Genomic DNA, 22713 nt, shown 5'->3' with positions numbered 1-22713 from the left:
AAAATTAATTTTATATTTATTTTATATGTGCTTATCTATGTGTTTTTATAGGAAAACTATAAGCCGTTCTGTCTTTTATATCAAAAATATTTCCAGAAGTATCTATTAATTTATAATCAAACATATGAGTAAATTTTTTATATTTAATTTTAGCAGGAAGCTGAATAGTTTCTATATTACCAGAATATGAATCTATTCTGTAAAGCACCATACTTTCAATTTGAGTGTTTGATAATTTTTCCTGTATTATTGCAGGAGTGTCTAAATATACTTTATTGTCTTCTTTGAGGTAAAAAAATCCTCCGCTGTAATGATTAAGGAATGATAAAAATTGTATTTTCCATATAATTTTTTTATTGCTGTAAAGTGAAATAGATTCATCATGATCCATTAAAAGCAGATCTTTTCCTTCTGCATTAAAAATTTTAGATACTTTTATTTCCGCATATCCAATAGATTCTTTTGTTTCAGTTAGAGAATTAAAGTTTAAATGATATATCACTCTATTTTCTGATATTGAAGGATATGAAAATATAATTCTTTTTTCATCAAAACAGCCGTTTTTAATAAAAATATGTTCCTTTAATAAATACATAATTTTCTTATTTTGAATATCATATACAAATACTTTCATAATATTTCCATCTTTAATTCTCATGAAAATATATCTTTCATTTGCAGTGAAATATGCTTCATATACATACCATTCAGTTATTTCTAATAATACTTTATTTGTACCTATTTCTATTATTTTAAATATATTATTTTTAGAATCACCGCTTGTAACAGATATAGTCATTATTTTTGTACCATCTAATGACAGATCTATAATAGAGTATGACCTAGCATTTTTATGAAATATTCTGCAAATATCTAGTTTAAAATCGTATAAAAAACTATTCCAGCTTCCTTTATAGTACGGAGTAAATATACCTTTATTAGTTTTTTGATCTATATAAATATAATAATCTTCTTTATCAATCTCATTATAAACTACATTTTGTTTAGTTATCATAATATCTATGCTCCTAATCTTTAACTTTCACTATCATCATAGGTTCTATTTTATCATAATATTCACTTTCTAATATAGCAAAATTCTCATAAGTTTCTATAACTTTTGCAGATGCTATAAAGTTTTCAGCATTTTTATAATATCTATATTTATAGAGCATTTCACTAGTATACCAAACATCACCTTTTTCATTTGTTCTTACTGACATATAGCTTCTGTTTATTTGATTTGTTTGTGTTGAAATTTTAGGGCTGTTGCTTATGTTAGTTATGATATTTATTTGACTTGAACTTGGCATTTCTAGTATTTTTTCTATCTTGTATATATTAAATTCATCACCTTTTTTTATATTATTTTTTTTACCTAAGTTTATATATATCTGATTATTTTCTATTCTTGTTATAATACCTGTTAATGGAGGATTTCCTAAAAAATCGGATATACTTAATGCTGTTTTATTAAGAGCAATATCTGAAGCTCTCCCCAAAGCAGTTTCATTAAATAATGCGTCCTCGGCAGAATATACCATACTATTGTTTGGAAGTGTATAAGTTCCTGTATCAGTGAATGATTTTATAGTTCTTAATGAGTTTATATCTAGTAAATTTACTCTAAACTTCACATTTGCTACATCTTTTCCGCCTTTTTTCAAATTAAAGTCTAATACTTCGCCAGTTATGATATAATCTGAATTAAAAGTTTCTTTAACAAAATCTGAAGCTATTTGAAGATTAGTTACTAGTGATTTGTATGAAAGTACTATATCATATGAGCTAAAATAGGATACTAACAGGTCATAGTCGGTAACTTCAAACATTTTTGTGTTTATAAGGGAATCCTGCAAAACTCTAGGTATTCCGTCATCTACTTTATACTCATTTATCCACTCTTCATTTTCTGATGTAAATGGAAGTATTGTTAGTGTAATAGAGTAAATATTAATACTATAGATTAGTATTATTGATAATACAATTTTACTTCTTAAAAAAAACATATTTAATAGTCTTTTGTTATTTCTTTCTCTTTTTTTGGTTCACGGTATGACATTAATGCGTTTATAGATATTAATGACAAAAGTATTCCAAAAATAAAAAATATTTTCCTAAAAATTTTCATAATACTTAGATTTCCTCTTTAAGTATTTTATTATTATTATAGTATAAAGTATAACAATTTCAATAGAGTTAACATAAAAAATATTAATGCAGTTTATTATTATAACAATGCTTTAAAAAATACTAAAAATTAAAACAGTATAATTATTTATTAGTTTAGTTTAAAAATGAGTATAGTATTTAAATTAGCATTAAAATATATTTGACAACTTAATTAACATAATATATTATATATTGATGACTAAACATAAAAAAAATAATACTAATGATGATAAAGCTCTTAGAACTATAAGTCAGGCAAATAAAAAAGCCACTATACTCGTATTTTTTTCAGCTATTATTATCGTATTTGTATTTGGTTTTATATTTTATTACTTTTTCTTTAGTAAATTAAATACTGCAAAAAAGAATGATGAGCCTTTATATTTTGCGGTATTATTTATAGATGATGACAGAGAAATTTACGGAGCTTATGTAGGTATTATATCGAGTCTTCATAATAGGATAGGTATGATAGGGCTTCCGCGTAATATAGCTTTATGGGAAAATAGTAAGGATTCGCCTCCTGTACCATTAGAAACTTTATATAAAAACGGCGGAGAAAATGCTGTTTTTAGGGCTATAGAAACATCCGTTGATAAAAAAATAAGTTACAGAATTGCTATTGATAATAATCAAATTTCTGATATTATAGACTTGATAGGCGGTGTGAAAATGTATGTTGAAGAGCCTATTGAGTTTAAAGACGAGGAGAAAGGATACGAGCTTTCATTTGGTATAGGCGAGTGGCTTTTTACAAGCAGTAAAGTAATATCATATCTGCATTATCTTCAAATGAACGGATACAGCGATATAGAAACGCTTTACAGATTAGAAGATGTAATAATTAATTCTATGATAGGGTTTATACAGAGTCCTCAGCTTAGAAATATTTTTCATTCTAAGGATATGCGTAAAGCTATAGCTTCAAAGGTAAAAAGCAATTTAAGACCTCCAGATATGAAGGCATTTTTAGATATACTCTCAAACAGCAATGAAAGAACATTAGTTATAGAAAATATAGATGCAAGGCTGGATGATAATGGGGTATTAACTCCTATATTTGAAGGAAGTGCTTTTATTAAACAGATGGACGATTTAACATTATATGTTGAGCTTAAAACTCAGAAAAGCGAGTTAACTAATGAAGATGTGAGTTTAACAGTACTTAATGCCACTACGGTTGCAGGTCTTGCCGACAGAATAAATATAAGAATGCGTTATAGGGGATTTGCAGCAGGAGAGTACGGCAATTTTACTACCAACTTGAATGAAAGTGTTGTACTTATAAGAGATGGTCAGATAGAGAAGGCATTTATGGTGGCAAATGAGGGCAGGGTAAGCCGAGTATATGCTAAAACTGACAGAAGAGTATTAAATAATGCAGTATTAATTTTGGGGAATGATTACTATGAAATTACACAATAATAATATTAATAATGAAAACAATAATGAATTAAATTCTAACAAATCCAAGCCTAAAAAAAAGAAATTTATAGACAGAGAAAAAGCTAAAGAATTAACTTTAAAAGCAGCTAAGGCTTTAGATGATAAAAAACTTGAAAACATTACAATTCTTGATTTAGACGGAGTAACAACTCTTTCAGACTATTTTATATTGGCAACGGCTTCTTCATCTCCGCAGATGAAAGCTGGTTCTGATGCTGTTTATAAAGAATTAAAAGAAGATGGTGTTTTGCCTTATGCTGAAAATGATAATGATCCTGAGGCTGTTTGGTATTTAAGCGATTATGGTTTTTTGGTAGTGCATATTTTTACTGAAGAGGGAAGAGAGTACTATAACTTGGATAAATTGTGGCATGAAGCTAAAAAAATAGATTTAGTATAATTATTTATTAAGGAGTATCTCTATGAAAAAAATTACACTCATTATTTTATCTATTATGTTGGTATTTGCTAAATTATCATTTGCTGACAGCGGATGGCAGTTTAATATTATGGTGCCAATAGGGGCAAGTTTTAGTTTTTATAATGTTAGTTTTAATACTTCTCAGGCTACTGAAGATTATATTAAAAATTATAGAAAAAGCAGCGGAATAATAGGATTTGATGCAGGTGTAAATTTGCAGGCTGGATATTTGATAACAGACGGAGATAAGGGTATAAGTTTGCTTCTTGATTTAGGATACGCTCATGATTCTTTTGGATTATCAAGTTCTTATGATGAAAATAATGTAAAAGTTCAGGTAAAAGAATATTATACTTTTGAAAATCTATCTATAGGAATACTTCCTAAATTTCATTATGAGAAGTTTGCATTTGGTTTAGGTGTAGGTGTAAAACTTCCATTATATCTTACGCACTCTACAGAGATATCAAAAGATAATACAGCTACAAGAACTTACGGATATTATAATGCTTCAAAAATGAATACAGTTATGAAAAATGCTGTTATGACTTATGTTAAACTTACTTTTGACTATTCTTTTTATGTTCATGAAGACATTGCCATCTTACTTGGGGCTTATGTTGGTACAGATTTCGGTATAGATTTACGCGGTGCTGAGCTTGTTATGGTAGACAGCAGAAATTTAGCTTCATTTGATTTTGGAGTTCAGTTGGGATTAAAATTCGGAGACGGATTATTTGATTAATAGTTAATAATATATAATAAATATATAATAATAAAGTAAATTAATATTTGCAAAAAAATATTAAATATGTTATAATTCTTAAACTAAAATATTTAAGTGCCTGTAGCTCAATTGGATAGAGCATCAGATTGCGGTTCTGAAGGTTGGAAGTTCAAATCTTCTCAGGCACGCTTAAATTAATCAGGAGAGATGTCCGAGCTGGTTGAAGGAGCACGATTGGAAGTCGTGTGTACGTAACAGTACCGTGGGTTCGAATCCCACTCTCTCCGTATATATGTTTTTATTTATTTTATACATCTCTTATAACGGGGTTCTACGGCAGTTGATGATGAATCCGCCAGGTTCGGAAGGAAGCAACGGTAAGTCAACCCAACTGGGTGCTAGTTCTCCTGTTATAAGGGGCTTTTTTTATATACCAAAATATTTTTAATTTTTTCATTTTTTACCTTAAAATAACTTGACAAAAACAATGTATTTTTATACAATGTATTATTATATTGTTTTTTTAGGAGAAAACATAATGGCTACTAAAAAGAAAGAAACTGCTGAAGTAAAAAAAGACGGTAAAAGTGAGGCTATAGAAGCTATTACCGATCAAATAAATAAAAAATATGGTCCGGGCTCTTTTATGAGACTTGGAAGCAATAAAACTGTTAATGTTGATGTTATATCTACTGGGGCATTAACTCTTGACCATGCTTTAGGTGTAGGAGGGGTTCCTCGCGGAAGAATTATAGAGATTTACGGTCATGAGGCTTCTGGTAAAACTACACTTACTCTTCACATTATAGCAGAAGCTCAGAAGGCTGGAGGATATGCTGCTTTTATAGATGCTGAACATGCTTTAGACCCAGTATATGCAAGTGCTTTAGGAGTAGATATTGATAATTTATATATATCTCAGCCAAACAGCGGAGAAGAGGCACTTGAAATATTAGAAAAAGTTGTTTCTTCTACTGCATTTGATATAGTTGTTGTAGACTCTGTTGCTGCACTTGTTTCTAAGGCAGAGCTTGCTGGTGATATAGGGGACGCTCATATTGCTTTACAGGCTAGACTTATGAGCCATGCTTTAAGAAAATTAACAGCTATAATAAGCAATACAAATACTGCGGTAATATTTATTAACCAATTAAGACAAAATATTGCCACTACTGGTTATGGAGCAGGACCTACCGAAACTACTACAGGCGGTAAGGCTTTGAAATTCTATTCATCTGTGAGACTTGATATAAGAAGAACAGAATGGATTAAAAAAGGCGATGATACTATAGGTCATAAAGTAAAAATAAAAGTTGTTAAAAATAAATTATCATCTCCATTTAAAGTTGTTAATTTGGAGATAATATTCGGTAAAGGAATATCATCTGAAGGTCTTTTAATAGATTTAGCTATGGAAGCAAAAATTATCACTAGAAGCGGTGCTTGGTTTTACTATAATGGTGAACAGATTGCTCAGGGTAAGGAGAAGGTGAGAGAACTTTTAGCATCAGACCCTAAAATGCGTATGGAACTTGAGATACAAATTAGAGAAACTTTGAATATGGGCGGAGCTGATAAGGTAAAAGAAAAACTTGCTGAGTATTTAGAAGAGCAGAAAAACGGAGGTGCTAAAGAAGTATCAAAAGAAAACAGCGATGATGAAGAAAGCAATGAAAGTTCTTCTTCAAAAAAGAAAGGTAAAAAAGCAGAAGAGGAAGAAGAAGCTAATCTTTTAATGAGTGCTGAAGAGGCTTATTCTGATGATGAAACTTACAATGACAATGATTTTGAAGATACTATTGTAACGCCTTTAAAAAATCAATAATTTTTTGATGATATAAATTTATTAAGGGGACTTTTAAATAATGTCTCCTTTTTTATGCTTTAATAATTATTGGTTATAATTATGTAAGATATTAAAACCATATACATATTTTTATAAAATGTTATAATATAGTGAATTATTATAATATTGATTATTTTTTATTTAGATGAAGTTATTAAAATTTTTAATTATTTTTATATTATATGCATTAGTAATATTAAAGCCTCTCAATGCCCAAACTAATATGCAGGCAGGTCTTTATATAGGTGCCGATTTAAATGCAAGGTTTAGTCCGTATTTAGACGGCGGCGGAAAGATTATGCTTTTTTATAGATTTATATCCGATGTATTCCCCGGTTATATTTGGGAGGGTATAAAAACTGATGTAGGTATAAGCGATCATATTAGTGCTGAAATGAATAGGCTTACATTTTTTGTAAATAGTTCAATATCCGAATATTTTAATATAGATGTGAAAGTGTCAATGCTTAATTATTATCTTTCATATGCCAAAAGAGGTTTTGTAAATTTTAATAGTCCAAGCGATAAATTTGGTACTGAAGAAATAGCTAATGCTCCGAAAACTTCTAATATATCATTTGAAGCTGAGGCCACTCCTACATTTAAGGTGAGTTTTTTAAGATCATTATTTGAAGGCAGGGGATTAACTCTTCAGGCAGGACTTACTTTTAAATATGCTTATAATAGATATGGTAAATATTATTTGGATTATGATTTATTATTAATCAGAGATCAAAATGATATATCGTATAAACTTGATGCTATGCTTCTTTTTGATTTAATGCCTCTTACTGTAGGTATTAATTATATGCTTGCTTATATGAATAATACTAAACAGTTATGGCATTCAATAGGAGCTTATGCACATTTTCAGTATGAATTCTTAAACAGAATATATACAGAAGTTAATTTGAAAATAGGGCAGTATATAGCACATCCTCAGTTTCCAGCTACATTATACTTCGACATGAATGCCATGATCACATATAGGATAATTTAACTTAAAAAAAGCTGCACCCAATATTTGCTTCCATTATATTCATAAACACCAATGCCTATTGTAGTATAATAATCAGCCAAAATATTCTCTTTATGTCCTTGAGAGTCCATCCAAGCTTTCATAGCTGAAGATGCACTTTCACGCTTAGCAACTATATTTTCTCCCCTAGTATATGCTTTTGAATTGAATCCGTATTCATCAAGTACAGTATCCCATTCTTTTCCATCAGGTCTTATATGGTCATATTTTTCCACTATTTCTTGAGCTCTTTTGTTGGCAGCTTCGCATAATTTTGTATCTAATTTATATGCTTCAAGTCCAGCCTTTGCTCTTTCTTGGTTTACCAAATCAAATACAGTTTGGGCATCTGAACTTACAGCATTATTATTTTCAGAAGTAGTGCTGTCAGGTTTTGTAGTATTATTTTGGCAGGAATTAAATAAAAATGCTGTTATAAGCATAATAAAAACATATTTTTTCATTTTTTATCCTTTGTTTTACTTTTATTAAAAATATAACAATCTTATTACACTTTTGATAAAAAATTATTTTAATGCCGTGCTTGAATTTTTAATGATATATGATATATTAAATCTTTATGGAACGTATTATACTTTTTATATCAAATTTTGCATATATATTTTTTAAGAATACTAAATTCTCTTTATTGAGAAGAAGTATTCTTTTTTTATAATTTAATATTAATAATCAAAGGCTTATATAAAATGTTTTTAGAAGACTCAGTTGTAATAGACAATATACAAATATCAGATGATAAATATATTATTAAAGTAAAATCAAAAGAAAGTTACAAATATTCAAAAGCGGGTCAGTTTTTTATGCTTAAAAGTAATACTTTTTTAAGACGTCCTATAAGTCTCCATTATATCGATAATGACATATTAGAGTTTTATTATCAGGTAAAGGGTGAAGGCACAAAATATTTATCACAATTAGAAAAAGATGATATTCTTAATATTCAAGGTCCTCTAGGCAATGGATTTGATATATCTTTTAAAGATAAAAATATACTTCTTGTAGCTGGAGGAATGGGAATAGCACCTTTTAAACTTTTGATAGAAAAATTGCTTTATAACAATAATTCTATAACTCTAATAATGGGCGGAGCTAATGAAACGGCTATAAAAATAATAACAAGATTTGATACAAGTAGTATTGACTTATACATCACAACAGATGACGGCTCTGTTGGAGATAAAGGGAATACAGTAGATAAAACAAAAGAATTATTAAAACAAAAAAATTTTGATATTATATATACCTGCGGACCTACTGTTATGATGAAAGGGATAGTAAATATAGCTAATGAGAATAATATACTTTGTTATGCTTCACTTGAAGAGAGAATGGCATGCGGTGTTAATGCATGTTTGGGATGCAATATAGAGATAAAAGATAATAATTCAGAAAACGGATATACATTAAAAAAAGTTTGTCATGACGGACCAGTATTTGATTCTAAATTATTAAATATTTAAATAACGGATATTATTATGAGCAGATTGAATATAAATTTTTTGGGTAAAGAATTAAAAAATAATGTTATAACATCTTCAGGCTGTTTTGGTTTCGGAGAGGAGTATAGTAATTATTTTGATATTAATGAGCTTGGTGCTGTTAACTTAAAAGGAATAACTTTAAATAAAAAAGAAGGCAATAAAGGCACACGCATAGCAGAAACTCCATCTGGAATGATAAACTGCATAGGGCTTGAAAATCCGGGTATAGAATATTTTAAAAATAATATAGTAAAAAATATAAAATATACTTCTCCTATAATATTAAATATAAATGGTGCTGATACTGATGAGTATGTAAAAGTAGCTGAAATAGCTAATGAAATAGAAAGAGTTGATTTTGTAGAGCTTAATATATCATGCCCAAATGTAAAAAACGGAGGCATGGCTTTTGGGGCAAGCTGCGAGAGTGCTGAAGCCATTACAAAATATGTAAAAAAAGTGCTTAATAAAAAACCTTTAATAGTAAAACTTTCTCCGAATGTAACTGATATAGCAAGTATAGCAAAAAGTGCTGAATATGCAGGTGCTGATAGTGTATCTTTAGTTAATACATTTTTGGCTATGAAGATAGATACAAAAACAAGAAAACCTCTTTTAGGAAATATATTCGGAGGTTTATCAGGTTCATGTATACGCCCTATAGCTGTAAGAATGGTTTATCAGGTATATAAAGCTGTAAAAGTACCTATTGTAGGTATGGGAGGGATTAGCAATTATAACGATGCTTTGGAGTTTATAATGGCGGGTGCTTCTTTGGTTTCTATAGGGGCTGGAATATTTTCAAATCCTACTCTTCCTATAGAGGTTATTAATGGAATAGATAATTATCTTAAAGAAAATAATATAAATAATATAAAAGACCTAATAGGGGCAGCACATTTATAAAATTAAATATAATAATATTTTGATATATAAAGATAGATAAATTATAAAGGACAAATTTATGATAAAATTAACTGATGATCCAAAAGAGAGATTAATTATAGCATTAGACTTTAACTCTATGGGAGAGGCAACTAAACTTATAGATGAGCTTGGAGATGAGGCGGTATTTTATAAAGTAGGGCTTGAGCTTTTCTTATACACTAAAGGGGAAATAATAGAGTATTTGGCAAGTAAAAATAAAAAGGTATTTCTTGATTTAAAATTCCATGATATACCTAATACTACAGCTATGGCTTCTCTTTTTGCAGCTAAACAAAATATATTTATGTTTAATGTTCATACAAGCGGCGGAAAAAAGATGATGGAAAGAACTGTTGAGGAGATAAAAAAATTAAATAAAGATAATCTTATAATAGGCGTTACAATACTAACAAGTCTTTCTGAAAATGATGTAAAAAATATGTTCAGTTCCAATTTAGCATTAACAGATTTAGCAGTTAATTGGGCAAAATTAGGAAAAGAGGCTGGACTTGACGGAGTGGTATGCTCTCCTAAAGAGGCCAGTATAATAAAAAAAGAATGCGGAGAAAACTTTAGAACAGTATGCCCTGGTGTTAGACCTAAATGGGCTAGTGTTGATGATCAGGAAAGAATAATGACTCCGAAAGAAGCTATAGAAAACGGATGTGATTATTTGGTTGTAGGAAGACCTATTACAAGAAGTGAGGACAGAGTAAAAGCATGCAAAATGGTTGTAGAAGAAATTGCAGAAGGTATAGAGCATAATAAAAAATTAAAAGCAAGATTAATAGCGGGAGCTTTACTTGAAACTAAAGCTGTTAAACTTAATGTTAAAGAACCATTTACTTTTGTATCTGGAATAAAAAGTCCTATATACTGCGATAATAGATATGTTATAGGTTTTCCAAAGTACAGACAGGTTATAGTTGATGCTTTTGTGAGTATATTAAAAGATAAAGATTTTGATGTTATAGCTGGTACTGCTACAGCTGGAATACCTTGGGCTTCTTTTATAGCTTATGAACTTAATAAACCATTATGCTATATAAGAGCAGAGAAAAAAGAACATGGAAGAGGCAAGCAGATAGAGGGTGCTGAGTGTGATGGAAAAAAATTAATCTTAATAGAAGATTTGATATCTACAGGCGGAAGTTCTATAAAAGCATTTGAAGCTGCTAAAAATGAAGGTGCTATCGGTCTTGAGATTATAGCTATATTTTCTTATGAGTTTGAAAAGGCGTACAAAAATTTTGAAGAGGCTGGAATAAAATTCTCATCACTTTCTAACTTTACATCTCTTATGGAAATAGCTAAAGATGAAAATTATATAACAGAAGATGAATTAGATAAAGCATTAGAATGGAATAAAAATCCCGATGAATGGGGAAAATAGATTTTTAATAATGAAATGGCTTTTAGTAGATAAATATTAAAAGCCATTATAAAATACAACAATAATAATAATTACTTTATAAGTTTTCTCATATATCTGAAGAAATCTTCCTTCTCTTTAGGTGAAATCATACAGGTGTTTAAAAATACTTCCATAATTTCCTGATTAACACTTCCCATAGCAGCTTTAACAGCTAGAGACTGATTAAGTATATCTCCGCAGTATTCGCCTTTAGCAAGCATTTTTTTCATTCCCTTAATCTGACCTTCAATTCTATTTAATCTAATAATAAGTCTTTTTCTTCTTTCTACAGCTTCTTCTCTGTCAAATTTAGAAACCTTATTACTGTCTCCAAAATGTTTATTCCAAGCCTTTAATCCGCCTTCCAAAACATAAAGATTATTAAAACCTTCTTCTTTCATATACTCAGCTGCTTTAATGCTTAATTTCCCTACAGAACAATAAAGCAAGTATGGGGTATTTTTATCTAGTTTTGATATTTCTCTTTTAAATACTCTAGGCTTAAGGAAATCCATAGAAACGGAATCTTCAATCATACCCTCATAGTTATGCTCCATCTCTGTTCTTACATCAAGTATAACTACGTTTTCAGTATTTTTAATAATTTCACCAGCCTCCGAAGGCGATACTATATTTAATCCATTTTCTATTACCATAATTTACATCCTTATAAAAATCTTCTTATTATTATATTTTTCTATTATAGTTTATATTATATAAAAAAAATAGATTTTTACAAAATATTTTTTGAAATAAAAATGTAAAATGTTATTTATTATGAATAAAAATAGCTATTTTTATCACATATTTGATAATTATTTAAAATAACCTGTTAAAATAGGTTTTCTTCCAGTAACTTTGTCATTATAATATTCATATTGAGATAAACCTACAAATCCGCCAGAAACATTAATAACATTATCAAAACCTATGTTTTTTAATATTTTACATGCAGTATAGCTGGTTAATCCAGTTTTGCATGTAATGTATACAGGTCTGTCTTTAGGAACTTCATTGTATCTGCTTCTTAAAGCTCCAAGAGGTATGTTAACCGCTTTTTCTAAATGTCCTACAGCAAAATCTTCAGGAGGTCTTACATCTAGGAAATAAGCATCTTTTTCTACTAATTCTCTTACTTGGCTGAAATGAACTTGTTTGAAATCTCCGTTTCTTAAATTTGAAGCTACATATCCTGCAAAGTTTACAGCATCTTTAGCAGTACCGAATGAAGGAGCATAGCATAATTCTAAATCTTTTAAATCATCTATAGTACCGCCGAATTTTATTAAAGTAGCTATAACATCTATTCTCTTATCAACATTTCCTTTACCTATAGCCTGAGCACCTAAAACTTTTCCAGTAGGAACTTCGTATATGAGTTTGAAATGAAGAAGTCTTGCAGAAGGCATTATTGATACGCCGTCAAATGGTATAATTTCAACAGTATCATAATCTATATTTAAGTTCATAGCTTTTATCAAACCTTCAGAAAGTCCAGTAGAAGCTCCGTTATATCCGAACACTTTTATAACAGATGAGCCTATAAATCCTCTGTTATCAACAGTTCTTCCATTAATATGGTCAGCAACTAATCTTGCCTGTTTCTGAGCAGGTCCTGCTAAAGCCAATTTGAAATAATCATTAAATAAAGGACTGTAAACTTCTATAGCATCTCCTACGGCATAAATATCTTTGTCATTAGTACGGTAATTAGCATCAACTTTAATTGCTTTTGTTTTTCCTAATTCTATTCCAGCTTTAACAGCTATATCAGTTTCTGGAGTAACTCCTATAGCAAGAATAACAGCATCAGCCTCTATTTTTTTACCAGAACCTAAAATAACTGTATTGGTATCAAAACTATCTACTTTATCATTAACGATCAAATCAACACCGTTATCAATTAATTCTCTATGAAGAATTTGAACCATATCATAGTCGAAAGGCTTCATTATTTGAGGTAATGCTTCTACTATTGTTACATTATATCCTACTTTTTTTAAGTTTTCAGCCATCTCTATACCGATAAATCCTCCGCCTATAACAGTAACTTTAGCATTAGGTTTTCCGTTAAGAAAATTATGTATTTTGCTTATATCAACAACATTTCTTACAGTAAATACATTAACTTTATCCATTCCTTTAAAAGGAGGTACTATTGGTTTTGCCCCCATAGAAAGTATAAGTTTATCATAACTTTCTTTATATTCTCTTCCTTCAGATACAACTGTAACTTCTTTTTTTTCTCTGTCTATTGCTACAACTTCGCTGTTTATTCTAGCATCTACATTGAATTGTTTTAAAAATTTCTCTGGATTCATTAAAAGTAAAGTTTCTTCATTTGGAATTAATCCGCCTATATGATATGGAAGTGAGCAGTTAGAAAAAGATACATGAGGACCTTTTTCAAACATTATGATTTTATCCTCTTCATTTAGTCTTCTAAGTCTTGCAGCAGCAGAAGCTCCTCCTGCAACACCACCTACTATTAATATTTTTTTCATCTTAAAACTCCGTTATTATTTATATACCTAGTATATGTATAATACAAAAAGAAGTCAATATTTTTATACAAAAAAACACAAAAAATAAATAAAATTCTTCTTATACTATGTAATAATATTATTAATAGAAAGATTAAGCTTAAATAAAATACTTTATATCACAAAATAATTTTTTGATATTTTTTATGTTTTTTTATTGTAAAAATTGTATTAATTTTAATAAATAATCCATATATTCCGATACTTAATTATGTATAAATAATAAGTCTCTGGAGGTTATAAATGGGAGTTTATTCTATTTATTCATCTGAAATGTTTCCATTGACTAGACATATGACTTCTGCAGGATTAAATGTCTACAACTCTTCAGCTTATGGTTCTGCTCAATCTGCTGAAAAAGTTGCAAGTATGGTAATTCCTCAAGGAGCATCTGTAGCTATTAATAACAACATTGGAAAGAGTTTGGATGTGTATGCTTAATTATTGTTCATGACCAATTGTATTATAAAAAAATGCAGTTGGTCATACAATTATTACATAAGTATTTATTATCATAATACATTCCGTTATTTTTTTATTTTCTCTATTTTTTATAAAATTTCCTTGATTAAATTTTTTATTGGTTTACAATTATCATATAAATAAGTTTTATACACTATATTAAAAATGGAGGATAATATGGATATTTCAGCTTATAATTCTTATTCAACAGCTATGCTTAAACAAGATATATCTTTAAGCATGATAAGAAAAACTTCTGATATGCAAGCTCAGGCAGTTGATAAAATAATGAGCAGTGTTCAGCCTCAAGCTGTTTCTGCTCCTGTAAGACCTGGTATTGGTCAGAATTTAAATGTTTATGCATAATAAATGATTTTATTAAGGGGCTGCTTTTATGAAAAGGCAGTCCCTTTTTGTATTTAAATAAATATATTATATCCCACTATAAGAAGATAAAAATTACTTTTTTCTCAAATAGTCATTTTATAAATTGTTTTTTTAATTAAAATTATTATATATCATAATTAACTCTAATAATTACTATGAAAATAGGAGTTTTTTATGATAGATACAGAAACTGTATTGAAAAATTTAGGTCAAAATATAAGAGAATTAAGAAGAAATAAAAAGATGACTATAGATGAACTTGCTGAAAAATCTTCACTTTCTGGAAAATATTTGCAGGGTGTAGAAGTGGGCAACCGAAATATATCTATAAAAAATTTGAATAAAATATCTAATGCATTAGATATATATCCAGACAGATTGCTTAATATAAGATCTCATAATTTGAAAGATTCAGAAGAAAAAATATTTGCAATATCAGAAAAACTTAAAAAATTTGAAGAAAATAAATTGGATTTTATAGGAAGTATGCTTGATCATTTAAATAATATAATGGAAGAGCAGGGTAAAAATCAGAAAGCAAATAATAATAAAAAGTAATAAATATCTGTCTTATTAGTTTTTCAATAGTATTAAATTATCATCCTTATAATTTTCTTCTTTTTATTAAATAAAAATTTATATTTGATTTTTTTAATTAAATATATCATAAAAAATAGTAATAACAATTATATAGAGTAAAAATATAGTATATACTTTTTATTAATATATTGCAATTTTAATCTTTTTAATTTATCATACAAAACTATAATACGTATGGGGGATATATGAAAAAGTTAATTGTATTATTTAATATATTTTTATTTAGTATGTGCTTAAACGCTCAAATTGTTAATAAAAGTAAAGTTTTTGAACAATTAAGAGATTATGTATATGAAGGCAATATTAAAGAAGTTGAAAATATTCTTAAAAAATATGATGTTGATATAAATAATTATTATGATGGGCATTTTACATTGTTATCAGATGCCGTTATAAATAATAATATAGAAATGGCTGAACTTCTTTTGAAATACAAAGCAGATATTAATGCTGTGGTAGATATTAAGAGTAGTGTATTAATGATTGCAGTTGATAATAATAATATGGAAATGGTTAAACTACTTTTAAGTTATGGTGCGGATATTGATTATCAAGGCTTTAGAGGAATAACTGCATTATTTTCTGCTTTAGAATATGATAGAAAAGAAAATATTGAAATGGTAAAACTCTTAATAAAAAACAAAGCTGATGTTAATATAGCTTATAATGGAGATAGAGGAAATGAAGAAACACCTTTAATGTATGCTGCTATGGAAGGTTATAAAGAAACGGTAAAAATATTAATTGAAAATAAAGCTCTTGTAAATAAAAGAAATAGAAATAATGTTAATGCTTTGATTTATGCTTATATGTTTGGACATGATGATATAGCAGATATTTTAATTCAAAATGGTTCTGATTCTTTGGATAAAAGTTTGAATGCGGCTAATCTTAATGAAGCAACTTTGCTTAGTGATAATGCTCCATTGATAACTGCAGTAAATTATTCTACCAATGAAGTTTTTTTACAGAAGCTGATTGATAATGGTGCAGATGTAAATTGTCTAAATTACAATGGCGGTACTGCTTTGATAGATGCAGCATGTAATGGTAAAATTAATTTTGTCAAATTACTTATAAAAAATAATGCAGATGTTAATGTTCTAAATATGGGCGGTATGACAGCATTAATGTGGGCTTGTCATAACGGAGATTTAGAAATGACAAAAATGCTTTTAGATGCAGGTGCTGATAAAAGTATAAAAAAAGGTGATAGAGATGCATTATATCATGCCAGAGAATACGGAGAAAATGAAGAGATAATAAAACTCCTTACAAAATAGTTATAGTCTTTAAATAAGTTTACTTTTTTAATAATTTTTGTATAATAATATTCATGAAAGATTTGGATAGATTAAAACAAATATTAAATGAACCTGTTACAATTGATAATTTAAATAGAATCAATGATTATTTTATACGCTATTTATTTTCTCATTCAGGTAATGAACATATAGCTTTAAATTTCATTAATGCTGTATTTAAAGATTTGGACTTTGAAACTTTTAAGAAAATAGAAATACTTAATCCATTTAACATAGCAGAAAATTATGGTGAAAAGGAAAGCATTGTAGATATAAAAGCTACTACAGAAACAGGTATAACCGTTTTAATAGAAATACAATCGAGAGGAAATGAAGATTTTATAAAAAGAGCTTTGTATTATTGGGCTTATAATTATAGTTCTAGTTTAAATAGAGGTTCTTTTTATGATGAATTAAAAGCTACTGTAAGTATTAATATTACAAATTTTATACTTACAGATGAAGATAAAGTACATAGTTGTTATATTTTAAAAGAATTAAATAATAATAAAATTTTAACGGATCATTGTCAATTGCATTTCCTTGAACTTCCTAAATTCAATTTAAAAAATATTTCTGCAATAGAAAGTTTAGATAATATACATAAAGAATTCATTTCTTGGATAAAATTTTTTTATTTATAAATGAGGAAGACATGGCTATTTTAATGAAAGAAAATACTATATTTGAAGAAGTAGAAAAGAAATGCCGTACATTTGTTAATGATAGTCCAGTAATGGATAAGTATAAAAAACGAGAAGTAGATACATATTTCTTTAATAAGAGTATGGAGTTAGATATAAAGAAGGCTAAAGAAGAAGGTATTAAAGAAGGTATTAAAGAAGGTATTAAAGAAGGTATTAAAGAAAATCAAATATTAACAGCTAAAAATATGAAAAAAGAAAATATAGATGTTAATATTATAAGTAAAATAACAGGCTTGAGTATACAAGAAATAGAAAAATTATAATAAAAATAAATAAAAAATTATACTAATAAATATAAAAGCTATAATAAAAAGTGAATGCATTATATGTATGCACTTTTTTATTATAGCAATATTCCATAATTGAAATTTTGATAATTCTAATTTATAATGCGAAAACAACAATACACACATGGAGTACAATATGAAAAATTTGATTTCTATAATTGCATCATTTATTTTAATTACTGCTATAATTTCATGTGGAGGCAGTAACAGCGGTAATACTGAACAATCAGAAAATACTCAAACTAATCAAACAGAAACTAATAAAGTATATGTTAATCCTACAACTACAAATGAAAATCATAATACAGATATTGATATTAATAAAACTAAACATACTAATGAATATATTCAAGGTACAGAGTTAGATCCTATACCTACAGGATATAGTAAAATAGATGAAATACTTAATCAATATAAATATAAAGCACCAATATACGAAATATCAAAATTATTGGCAGAGGAAGGACTAGAAGGAAAAATCACTGAAATGACAAATTTTGGTGATAACTACAATAACTACATATATAAAGATTCCACTCCTTTGTTTTTGGCAGTACAATTCGGATACAATGATTTAGCAAAAGAGCTTATAAAAGAAGGTGCAGATGTTAATGCTAGAGCAAGCGATATGGAAACAGAAGATGGTATTGATATGCTTTATTATGCTGTTGAAAATAATAATGTTGAAATGAGTAAAATCTTAATTGATAAAGGACTTGATGCAGGCAGAAATTATGGTTATGAATATCCTTATTATTTAACAGATGCTGCAATAAACAATAATAATCTTGATATGCTTAAAATACTTCTACAAAGCGGAGATATAGATTTGGAATCAAGCTTAATTCCTGATGCCATAGAAGAAAATAATATAGAAATGGTTAAATATTTAATATCTATAGGACAAGATGTAAATGCTCAAATATTTGCAGATGGAGGTTGGATTAACTCTCCTATGAAAGTAGCAGCTCAAAATGGCAATATAGAAATAGCTAAACTTTTAATTGATGAAGGTGCCAATTTAAACTCAAGCGATGATTATATATATAATGCAATAGATTATGGTAATTATGATATAGCTAAATTATTAATAGATAATGATGTTTTTAATCTTAATACTAATACAACTAGAGAAGAAGCTATAGAATTAGCAAAGAAGCAAAAATATTATGAAATAGAAAAATTATTATCAAGCGAAGATTCAAACAATATAGCTGGATATGATGAATTAATGAATGCTGTATCTAAAGGCGATATGAAAGCATTAGAAAAACTTATAAAAGATGATACTGATTTAAATAAACAATATGATAAGATTACACCTCTTAATTTAGCTTCTGCTAGAAATGATAAAGAAATGGTGAAATTTTTAGTAGAGAAAGGTGCTGATATAAATTTAGAAGATGGATACGGATATACTCCTTTAATGAAAGCAATAGATTATTATAATGTGGGTTTAGCTAAAAATATTATTGATTTGAAGCCTGATTTAAATGCTATATGTTCAGCAACAGGAGATACTCCTTTAACATATTTAGTAAATGCCAACAAGTACGGCGGCGGAGCAGATCTTTGTTATTATATGATAAAAAATGGTGCTGATATAAATAAAAAGAATAAGGAAGGAAATACTCCATTAATGATTGCAGCTGCAAGTTATAGTTATGGTATTGTGGGAGTTCTTGTAAATATGGGTGCCGATTATAATATTAAAAACAAAGAAGGAAAAACAGCCATTGATATTGCTTCAGCTAGAGATGATAGCTCAGCGCTTCATCACATGACTAATCCAAGCGATTTAGAACATTATCTTAGTTACTAATAAATAATAAAAAAGTGCATGCATTATATATGTATGCACTTTATTATTTGCAGTTTTTCAAATTTTGACAATTTATGTTTATTTTAGTATAATATATTTTATGGAAAAAAAATCAAATATTAAAAAAATCAAATATTTCAATCCTTTGAATGATTATTTTATACGCTACCTTTTTACTGATAAGGGAAGCAGTGAGTCTATACTTTTGGACTTTATCAATTCTATAATGCTTAATGCTAATATGAAGATTTTCCGTTCAGTAGAAATTTTAACTCCATTTAATTTGAAGAAAAATAAAAATTTAAAGGAGACAATAGTAGATGTAAAATGTATTACCCAAAACGGTTCAGTAGTCATAATAGAAATACAGTTACAAGGTAATTCAAGATTTCCAGAACGTATCTTATATTATTGGGCAGCTAATTATAGTAAGTTATTAAAACATGGTGAAAGATATGATGAGCTTACACCAGTAATAAGTATTAATTTACTTAATTTCAATTTGGATAAAAATAAAAATATACATTCCTGCTATATGCTTTATGAGATGAATAATAAAAAGTTGCTAACTGATCATTTACAAATACATATAATAGAATTAAAAAAGTTTAAGAAAAATATATTGGCTAAAGATTTAAACTGTTGGTTAAAAATGTTTACAAGTAAAAATTTGGAGGCATCTATGTCTGAAATAGTAAAAGAAAAACCTATAATGGAAGAAGTACAGAAAAAATATAATAATTTTGTCAAAAGTAAATTAATGATGATGGAATATGAAAAAAAAGAGGCTTATTTATATGGTAATCAAATAATGCTTGATGAAGAAAGAAGATTAGGAATTGAAGAAGGAATTAAAAAAGGAAAAGAAGAAGGTATTAAAGAAAATCAAATATTAACAGCTAAAAATATGAAAAAAGAAAATATAGATATTAATATTATAAGTAAAATAACAGGATTAAGTATACAAGAAATAGAAAAACTATAATAATAAATAAAAAATATTGAAGTGCTTGCATATTTTTATATGTATGCACTTTTTTTGTTAAAAATATTTTTTAATTGCAATTTCAATCATTTTAATTTATTATACATAAAAATACTTATGGACGGTTTAGCATGAAAAAACTTATTTCTATAATTGCAGCATTTATTTTTATGATTGCTATAATTTCCTGCGGCGGCGGTAATAAAGAAGCAAATCAAACAGAACAATCACAAAACACTAACTCTCAAACTTCATCGGATAATCAAAAAACAGAAACTAAAAAAGAATTCTTTGATATGAAATATGTTTATAAAGGTGTTAGAGTAGATAAAGCTAAATTTGATGAAGAGCTTAAAAATACAAGAGAAAATAATGAATATGCAAAAAGAAATTTTGATTTTCTTAATAGAAAATTTGCAAATGATGATGAAAGAAAAAAATATTCTATAGAGTTTATATCAAATGTTAATTATGATCCATTTAGTGAAACTTTCAGCAGTTGGGATAGGTATAATGAAGATTTGACAGATTATTATGCTGATGAATATTTGTATGTAGAACAGAATTTAGCATTAAAAAAAGCAAGAGAAGAATTATTAAAATTAAATAAAAAGGATGCTGATATTTATTTAGCTTTGTTTTTATCTCATTTTGCTACAGATTCGCTTTATTATTTTGAAGAAGAAAAAAAGTATTTAACAGAATGGAAAAAAGCAGGCGGAAGTAATATTGCTATGATGATATCAAAGTATGATGATGACGCTTACAGTGGTAAAATGAAATTAGTTGATTATATAATAGAAGCTCCTGATTCTTTAAGGGCAGAAAAATTAGTTGCTGATGCTTATAACAATGGTTTCGCTAGATATATTACAAAAAATACTGGATATATAGATTTATTTAATGAAAATAATTATTCTTTAAGTTCAATTGAATTGGAAGGTACAGCTCATGTATCTTCAGTAATGGTAGTACCAGAAATAGTTAATACGAATATAATAAATAAATATTTAAAAACATATGTTACAAACAGACTCAGCGATGATAAATTATATTTTGATGATGCGGAGTATTTTAGAAATTATTACGCAATTGATTTCATGGAGTATTATGATGGATGGAATGGACTTAGCTTTCTTGAGTTTAAGAAGAATACATTTTTAATTGAATCACAAGCAAATATGCATTATTATAATCCTGAGTTTATGAATGATCATATATATGCTTCATTTGAGGAGATAAAAACTTATAATTTCAGACTTGGAGATATAGATAAAGTAGAATCTGCTGAAATTAATTCAATTTCTACAAATGATTTGAAAGATTATACTAAAGGCTCTAAATTTATAAGTTTCGGTAAATTTAATGAAGAAAAATATTTGGAGTATATAGATGAAACAATGGGTTGGCGTGTATATCCATCCTTCTTCTTATGCGACATCAATAATGACGGCAAAGAAGAATTAATGCTTTCAGGGGATTATGATTATGGCGGAGGAAGAGGCGGTACAGTGAATTTTACTTTACTTTTGAAAGAGAATTTGGAAATAGATTTTGATTCAGAAATAGGACAGCTTATTAATAATCAAGATTTTCAGGATTTAAATAAAAGTCAAAAAATATATACTGAAGACGGTAAAAATAAAATGTTTTTGTTAAATGAAGCTTCTACTGAGGCTTTGGATATATTCATTGATAACAATGAAATAAAGAATGCAGATTATTTTAATTATATTACATATAGTTATCAGCCAAAATTGGAATGGAAAGGCAGTATACTTGACGGAGTACCTGAAGGAGCTTTAAAAACTGATGCGAGCTTTGATATGTCTAAAGCAGAAAATGCTTCAGACAAAGCAATAGTGTCCGACAGAACTTTGAGAATGGCTGACAAACTTATAAGCGATGCATATTTTTCTAAAAAAGCTACTTTGGATAAACAAGGTCAGGAAGAATTACTAGAACAAAGAAGGGCAGAAATCAAAACTATTCAGGAAGCAAAAGGCGACATTAAGGCGATAGAAGCTGAAATGCTTAAGATTTTAAATTTACAATAAAACATATTGATTTATTTATTATTTCTATTAGAATAGTAGATATCATTTCGTCATAAGTTTTCCTCCTATAATATTTTGTAGGAGGA

The 22713-nt window shown here is 27.8% G+C and carries 20 protein-coding genes, 2 tRNA genes, 1 other RNA gene and 1 pseudogene; 19 read left to right on the top strand and 5 right to left on the bottom strand.

The genetic code is table 11. The features are described 5' to 3' along the window. Window positions 1-31: 31 nt before the first annotated feature. Together F811_RS0107915 and F811_RS0107910 are read right to left on the bottom strand one after the other, a co-directional pair. On the bottom strand, window positions 32-1015 hold the full coding sequence (locus F811_RS0107915; protein WP_020004713.1) for a hypothetical protein: 984 nt from the start codon (window positions 1013-1015) through the stop codon (window positions 32-34). Window positions 1016-1028: 13 nt separating this feature from the next. Beyond that, entirely contained in the window at window positions 1029-2009 is a 981-nt protein-coding gene (locus F811_RS0107910) for a hypothetical protein (protein WP_020004712.1), read from the bottom strand. 358 nt (window positions 2010-2367) lie between these two features. Here F811_RS0107910 and F811_RS0107905 point away from each other — a divergent pair, with 358 nt between their 5' ends. The 8 genes from F811_RS0107905 to F811_RS0107875 all read left to right on the top strand — a co-directional run bounded on the left by F811_RS0107905 (window position 2368) and on the right by F811_RS0107875 (window position 7612). Continuing rightward, the gene (locus tag F811_RS0107905) at window positions 2368-3597 is read left to right on the top strand and encodes an LCP family protein (protein WP_020004711.1); all 1230 of its coding nucleotides are present in this window, start codon (window positions 2368-2370) and stop codon (window positions 3595-3597) included. Beyond that, on the top strand, window positions 3581-4018 hold the full coding sequence (rsfS, locus tag F811_RS0107900; RefSeq protein ID WP_020004710.1) for a ribosome silencing factor: 438 nt from the start codon (window positions 3581-3583) through the stop codon (window positions 4016-4018). The genes F811_RS0107905 and rsfS overlap by 17 nt, the downstream gene beginning before the upstream one ends. A gap of 22 nt (window positions 4019-4040) precedes the next feature. Continuing rightward, the gene (locus F811_RS0107895; protein ID WP_020004709.1) at window positions 4041-4784 is read left to right on the top strand and encodes a hypothetical protein; all 744 of its coding nucleotides are present in this window, start codon (window positions 4041-4043) and stop codon (window positions 4782-4784) included. Between the two features lie 96 nt (window positions 4785-4880). Then, window positions 4881-4954: transfer RNA gene (locus F811_RS0107890), tRNA-Arg, on the top strand. Window positions 4955-4967: 13 nt separating this feature from the next. Beyond that, a tRNA-Ser gene (locus F811_RS0107885) sits at window positions 4968-5053 on the top strand. A gap of 34 nt (window positions 5054-5087) precedes the next feature. Further along, window positions 5088-5182, top strand: an RNA gene (gene ffs, locus F811_RS16365) — signal recognition particle sRNA small type. Window positions 5183-5304: 122 nt separating this feature from the next. Further along, window positions 5305-6591, top strand: coding sequence for a recombinase RecA (recA, locus tag F811_RS0107880; RefSeq protein ID WP_020004708.1), 1287 nt, complete (start codon window positions 5305-5307; stop codon window positions 6589-6591). A gap of 166 nt (window positions 6592-6757) precedes the next feature. Further along, window positions 6758-7612, top strand: coding sequence for a hypothetical protein (locus F811_RS0107875; protein ID WP_013114808.1), 855 nt, complete (start codon window positions 6758-6760; stop codon window positions 7610-7612). Here F811_RS0107875 and F811_RS0107870 read toward each other — a convergent pair. After that, window positions 7609-8094, bottom strand: coding sequence for a CAP domain-containing protein (locus tag F811_RS0107870; protein WP_020004707.1), 486 nt, complete (start codon window positions 8092-8094; stop codon window positions 7609-7611). The genes F811_RS0107875 and F811_RS0107870 overlap by 4 nt on opposite strands. 243 nt (window positions 8095-8337) lie before the next feature. Here F811_RS0107870 and F811_RS0107865 point away from each other — a divergent pair, with 243 nt between their 5' ends. The 3 genes from F811_RS0107865 to pyrF are packed head-to-tail and all read left to right on the top strand — an operon-like array spanning window position 8338 to window position 11452. Next, window positions 8338-9111: a dihydroorotate dehydrogenase electron transfer subunit gene (locus F811_RS0107865; RefSeq protein ID WP_020004706.1), complete on the top strand. Its 774-nt coding sequence runs from the start codon at window positions 8338-8340 to the stop codon at window positions 9109-9111. Between the two features lie 15 nt (window positions 9112-9126). Further along, window positions 9127-10038, top strand: coding sequence for a dihydroorotate dehydrogenase (locus F811_RS0107860; RefSeq protein WP_020004705.1), 912 nt, complete (start codon window positions 9127-9129; stop codon window positions 10036-10038). Between the two features lie 58 nt (window positions 10039-10096). Further along, window positions 10097-11452, top strand: a complete 1356-nt coding sequence (pyrF, locus tag F811_RS0107855) for an orotidine-5'-phosphate decarboxylase (RefSeq protein WP_020004704.1) — start codon at window positions 10097-10099, stop codon at window positions 11450-11452. A 71-nt stretch (window positions 11453-11523) separates the two neighbouring features. Here the strand turns inward: pyrF and F811_RS0107850 are convergent, their stop codons facing one another. After that, window positions 11524-12129: a metal-sensing transcriptional repressor gene (locus F811_RS0107850; RefSeq protein WP_020004703.1), complete on the bottom strand. Its 606-nt coding sequence runs from the start codon at window positions 12127-12129 to the stop codon at window positions 11524-11526. A gap of 159 nt (window positions 12130-12288) precedes the next feature. After that, window positions 12289-13977 (bottom strand): FAD-dependent oxidoreductase, encoded by a 1689-nt coding sequence (locus F811_RS0107845; protein WP_020004702.1) that lies wholly within the window; start codon window positions 13975-13977, stop codon window positions 12289-12291. A 321-nt stretch (window positions 13978-14298) separates the two neighbouring features. Here F811_RS0107845 and F811_RS0107840 point away from each other — a divergent pair, with 321 nt between their 5' ends. The 8 genes and pseudogenes from F811_RS0107840 to F811_RS0107805 all read left to right on the top strand — a co-directional run bounded on the left by F811_RS0107840 (window position 14299) and on the right by F811_RS0107805 (window position 22627). After that, window positions 14299-14457: a hypothetical protein gene (locus tag F811_RS0107840; RefSeq protein WP_245555847.1), complete on the top strand. Its 159-nt coding sequence runs from the start codon at window positions 14299-14301 to the stop codon at window positions 14455-14457. Between the two features lie 198 nt (window positions 14458-14655). Next, window positions 14656-14844, top strand: coding sequence for a putative motility protein (locus F811_RS0107835; RefSeq protein ID WP_013114816.1), 189 nt, complete (start codon window positions 14656-14658; stop codon window positions 14842-14844). A gap of 195 nt (window positions 14845-15039) precedes the next feature. Continuing rightward, window positions 15040-15423, top strand: coding sequence for a helix-turn-helix domain-containing protein (locus F811_RS0107830; RefSeq protein WP_020004700.1), 384 nt, complete (start codon window positions 15040-15042; stop codon window positions 15421-15423). Between the two features lie 227 nt (window positions 15424-15650). Then, complete coding sequence (locus F811_RS0107825; RefSeq protein WP_020004699.1) at window positions 15651-16748, top strand: ankyrin repeat domain-containing protein; 1098 nt, start codon at window positions 15651-15653, stop codon at window positions 16746-16748. A 53-nt stretch (window positions 16749-16801) separates the two neighbouring features. Further along, window positions 16802-17739: pseudogene (locus F811_RS16040) on the top strand (Rpn family recombination-promoting nuclease/putative transposase). 160 nt (window positions 17740-17899) lie between these two features. Then, window positions 17900-19585, top strand: a complete 1686-nt coding sequence (locus F811_RS0107815) for an ankyrin repeat domain-containing protein (RefSeq protein ID WP_020004698.1) — start codon at window positions 17900-17902, stop codon at window positions 19583-19585. Window positions 19586-19685: 100 nt separating this feature from the next. Next, the gene (locus F811_RS0107810; RefSeq protein ID WP_020004697.1) at window positions 19686-20570 is read left to right on the top strand and encodes an Rpn family recombination-promoting nuclease/putative transposase; all 885 of its coding nucleotides are present in this window, start codon (window positions 19686-19688) and stop codon (window positions 20568-20570) included. Between the two features lie 131 nt (window positions 20571-20701). Further along, window positions 20702-22627 (top strand): lysozyme inhibitor LprI family protein, encoded by a 1926-nt coding sequence (locus F811_RS0107805; protein ID WP_020004696.1) that lies wholly within the window; start codon window positions 20702-20704, stop codon window positions 22625-22627. The last annotated feature ends 86 nt before the right edge of the window (window positions 22628-22713 follow it).

Origin of the sequence: Brachyspira innocens ATCC 29796 (assembly GCF_000384655.1) — a bacterium.
Classification (GTDB): domain Bacteria; phylum Spirochaetota; class Brachyspiria; order Brachyspirales; family Brachyspiraceae; genus Brachyspira; species Brachyspira innocens.
The sequence above is the reverse complement of the archived record's forward strand: the minus strand, read 5'-3'. Positions and strand labels throughout refer to the sequence as shown.

Coding starts and splice junctions, on each gene's coding strand:
- F811_RS0107905 (WP_020004711.1), top strand. CDS start 2,368: ATGACTAAACATAAAAAAAATAATACTAATGATGATAAAGCTCTTAGA.
- F811_RS0107825 (WP_020004699.1), top strand. CDS start 15,651: ATGAAAAAGTTAATTGTATTATTTAATATATTTTTATTTAGTATGTGC.
- F811_RS0107810 (WP_020004697.1), top strand. CDS start 19,686: ATGGAAAAAAAATCAAATATTAAAAAAATCAAATATTTCAATCCTTTG.
- F811_RS0107875 (WP_013114808.1), top strand. CDS start 6,758: ATGAAGTTATTAAAATTTTTAATTATTTTTATATTATATGCATTAGTA.
- F811_RS0107850 (WP_020004703.1), bottom strand. CDS start 12,129: ATGGTAATAGAAAATGGATTAAATATAGTATCGCCTTCGGAGGCTGGT.
- recA (WP_020004708.1), top strand. CDS start 5,305: ATGGCTACTAAAAAGAAAGAAACTGCTGAAGTAAAAAAAGACGGTAAA.
- F811_RS0107910 (WP_020004712.1), bottom strand. CDS start 2,009: ATGTTTTTTTTAAGAAGTAAAATTGTATTATCAATAATACTAATCTAT.
- pyrF (WP_020004704.1), top strand. CDS start 10,097: ATGATAAAATTAACTGATGATCCAAAAGAGAGATTAATTATAGCATTA.
- F811_RS0107815 (WP_020004698.1), top strand. CDS start 17,900: ATGAAAAATTTGATTTCTATAATTGCATCATTTATTTTAATTACTGCT.
- F811_RS0107835 (WP_013114816.1), top strand. CDS start 14,656: ATGGATATTTCAGCTTATAATTCTTATTCAACAGCTATGCTTAAACAA.
- F811_RS0107870 (WP_020004707.1), bottom strand. CDS start 8,094: ATGAAAAAATATGTTTTTATTATGCTTATAACAGCATTTTTATTTAAT.
- F811_RS0107845 (WP_020004702.1), bottom strand. CDS start 13,977: ATGAAAAAAATATTAATAGTAGGTGGTGTTGCAGGAGGAGCTTCTGCT.
- rsfS (WP_020004710.1), top strand. CDS start 3,581: ATGAAATTACACAATAATAATATTAATAATGAAAACAATAATGAATTA.
- F811_RS0107830 (WP_020004700.1), top strand. CDS start 15,040: ATGATAGATACAGAAACTGTATTGAAAAATTTAGGTCAAAATATAAGA.
- F811_RS0107865 (WP_020004706.1), top strand. CDS start 8,338: ATGTTTTTAGAAGACTCAGTTGTAATAGACAATATACAAATATCAGAT.
- F811_RS0107915 (WP_020004713.1), bottom strand. CDS start 1,015: ATGATAACTAAACAAAATGTAGTTTATAATGAGATTGATAAAGAAGAT.
- F811_RS0107805 (WP_020004696.1), top strand. CDS start 20,702: ATGAAAAAACTTATTTCTATAATTGCAGCATTTATTTTTATGATTGCT.
- F811_RS0107860 (WP_020004705.1), top strand. CDS start 9,127: ATGAGCAGATTGAATATAAATTTTTTGGGTAAAGAATTAAAAAATAAT.
- F811_RS0107895 (WP_020004709.1), top strand. CDS start 4,041: ATGAAAAAAATTACACTCATTATTTTATCTATTATGTTGGTATTTGCT.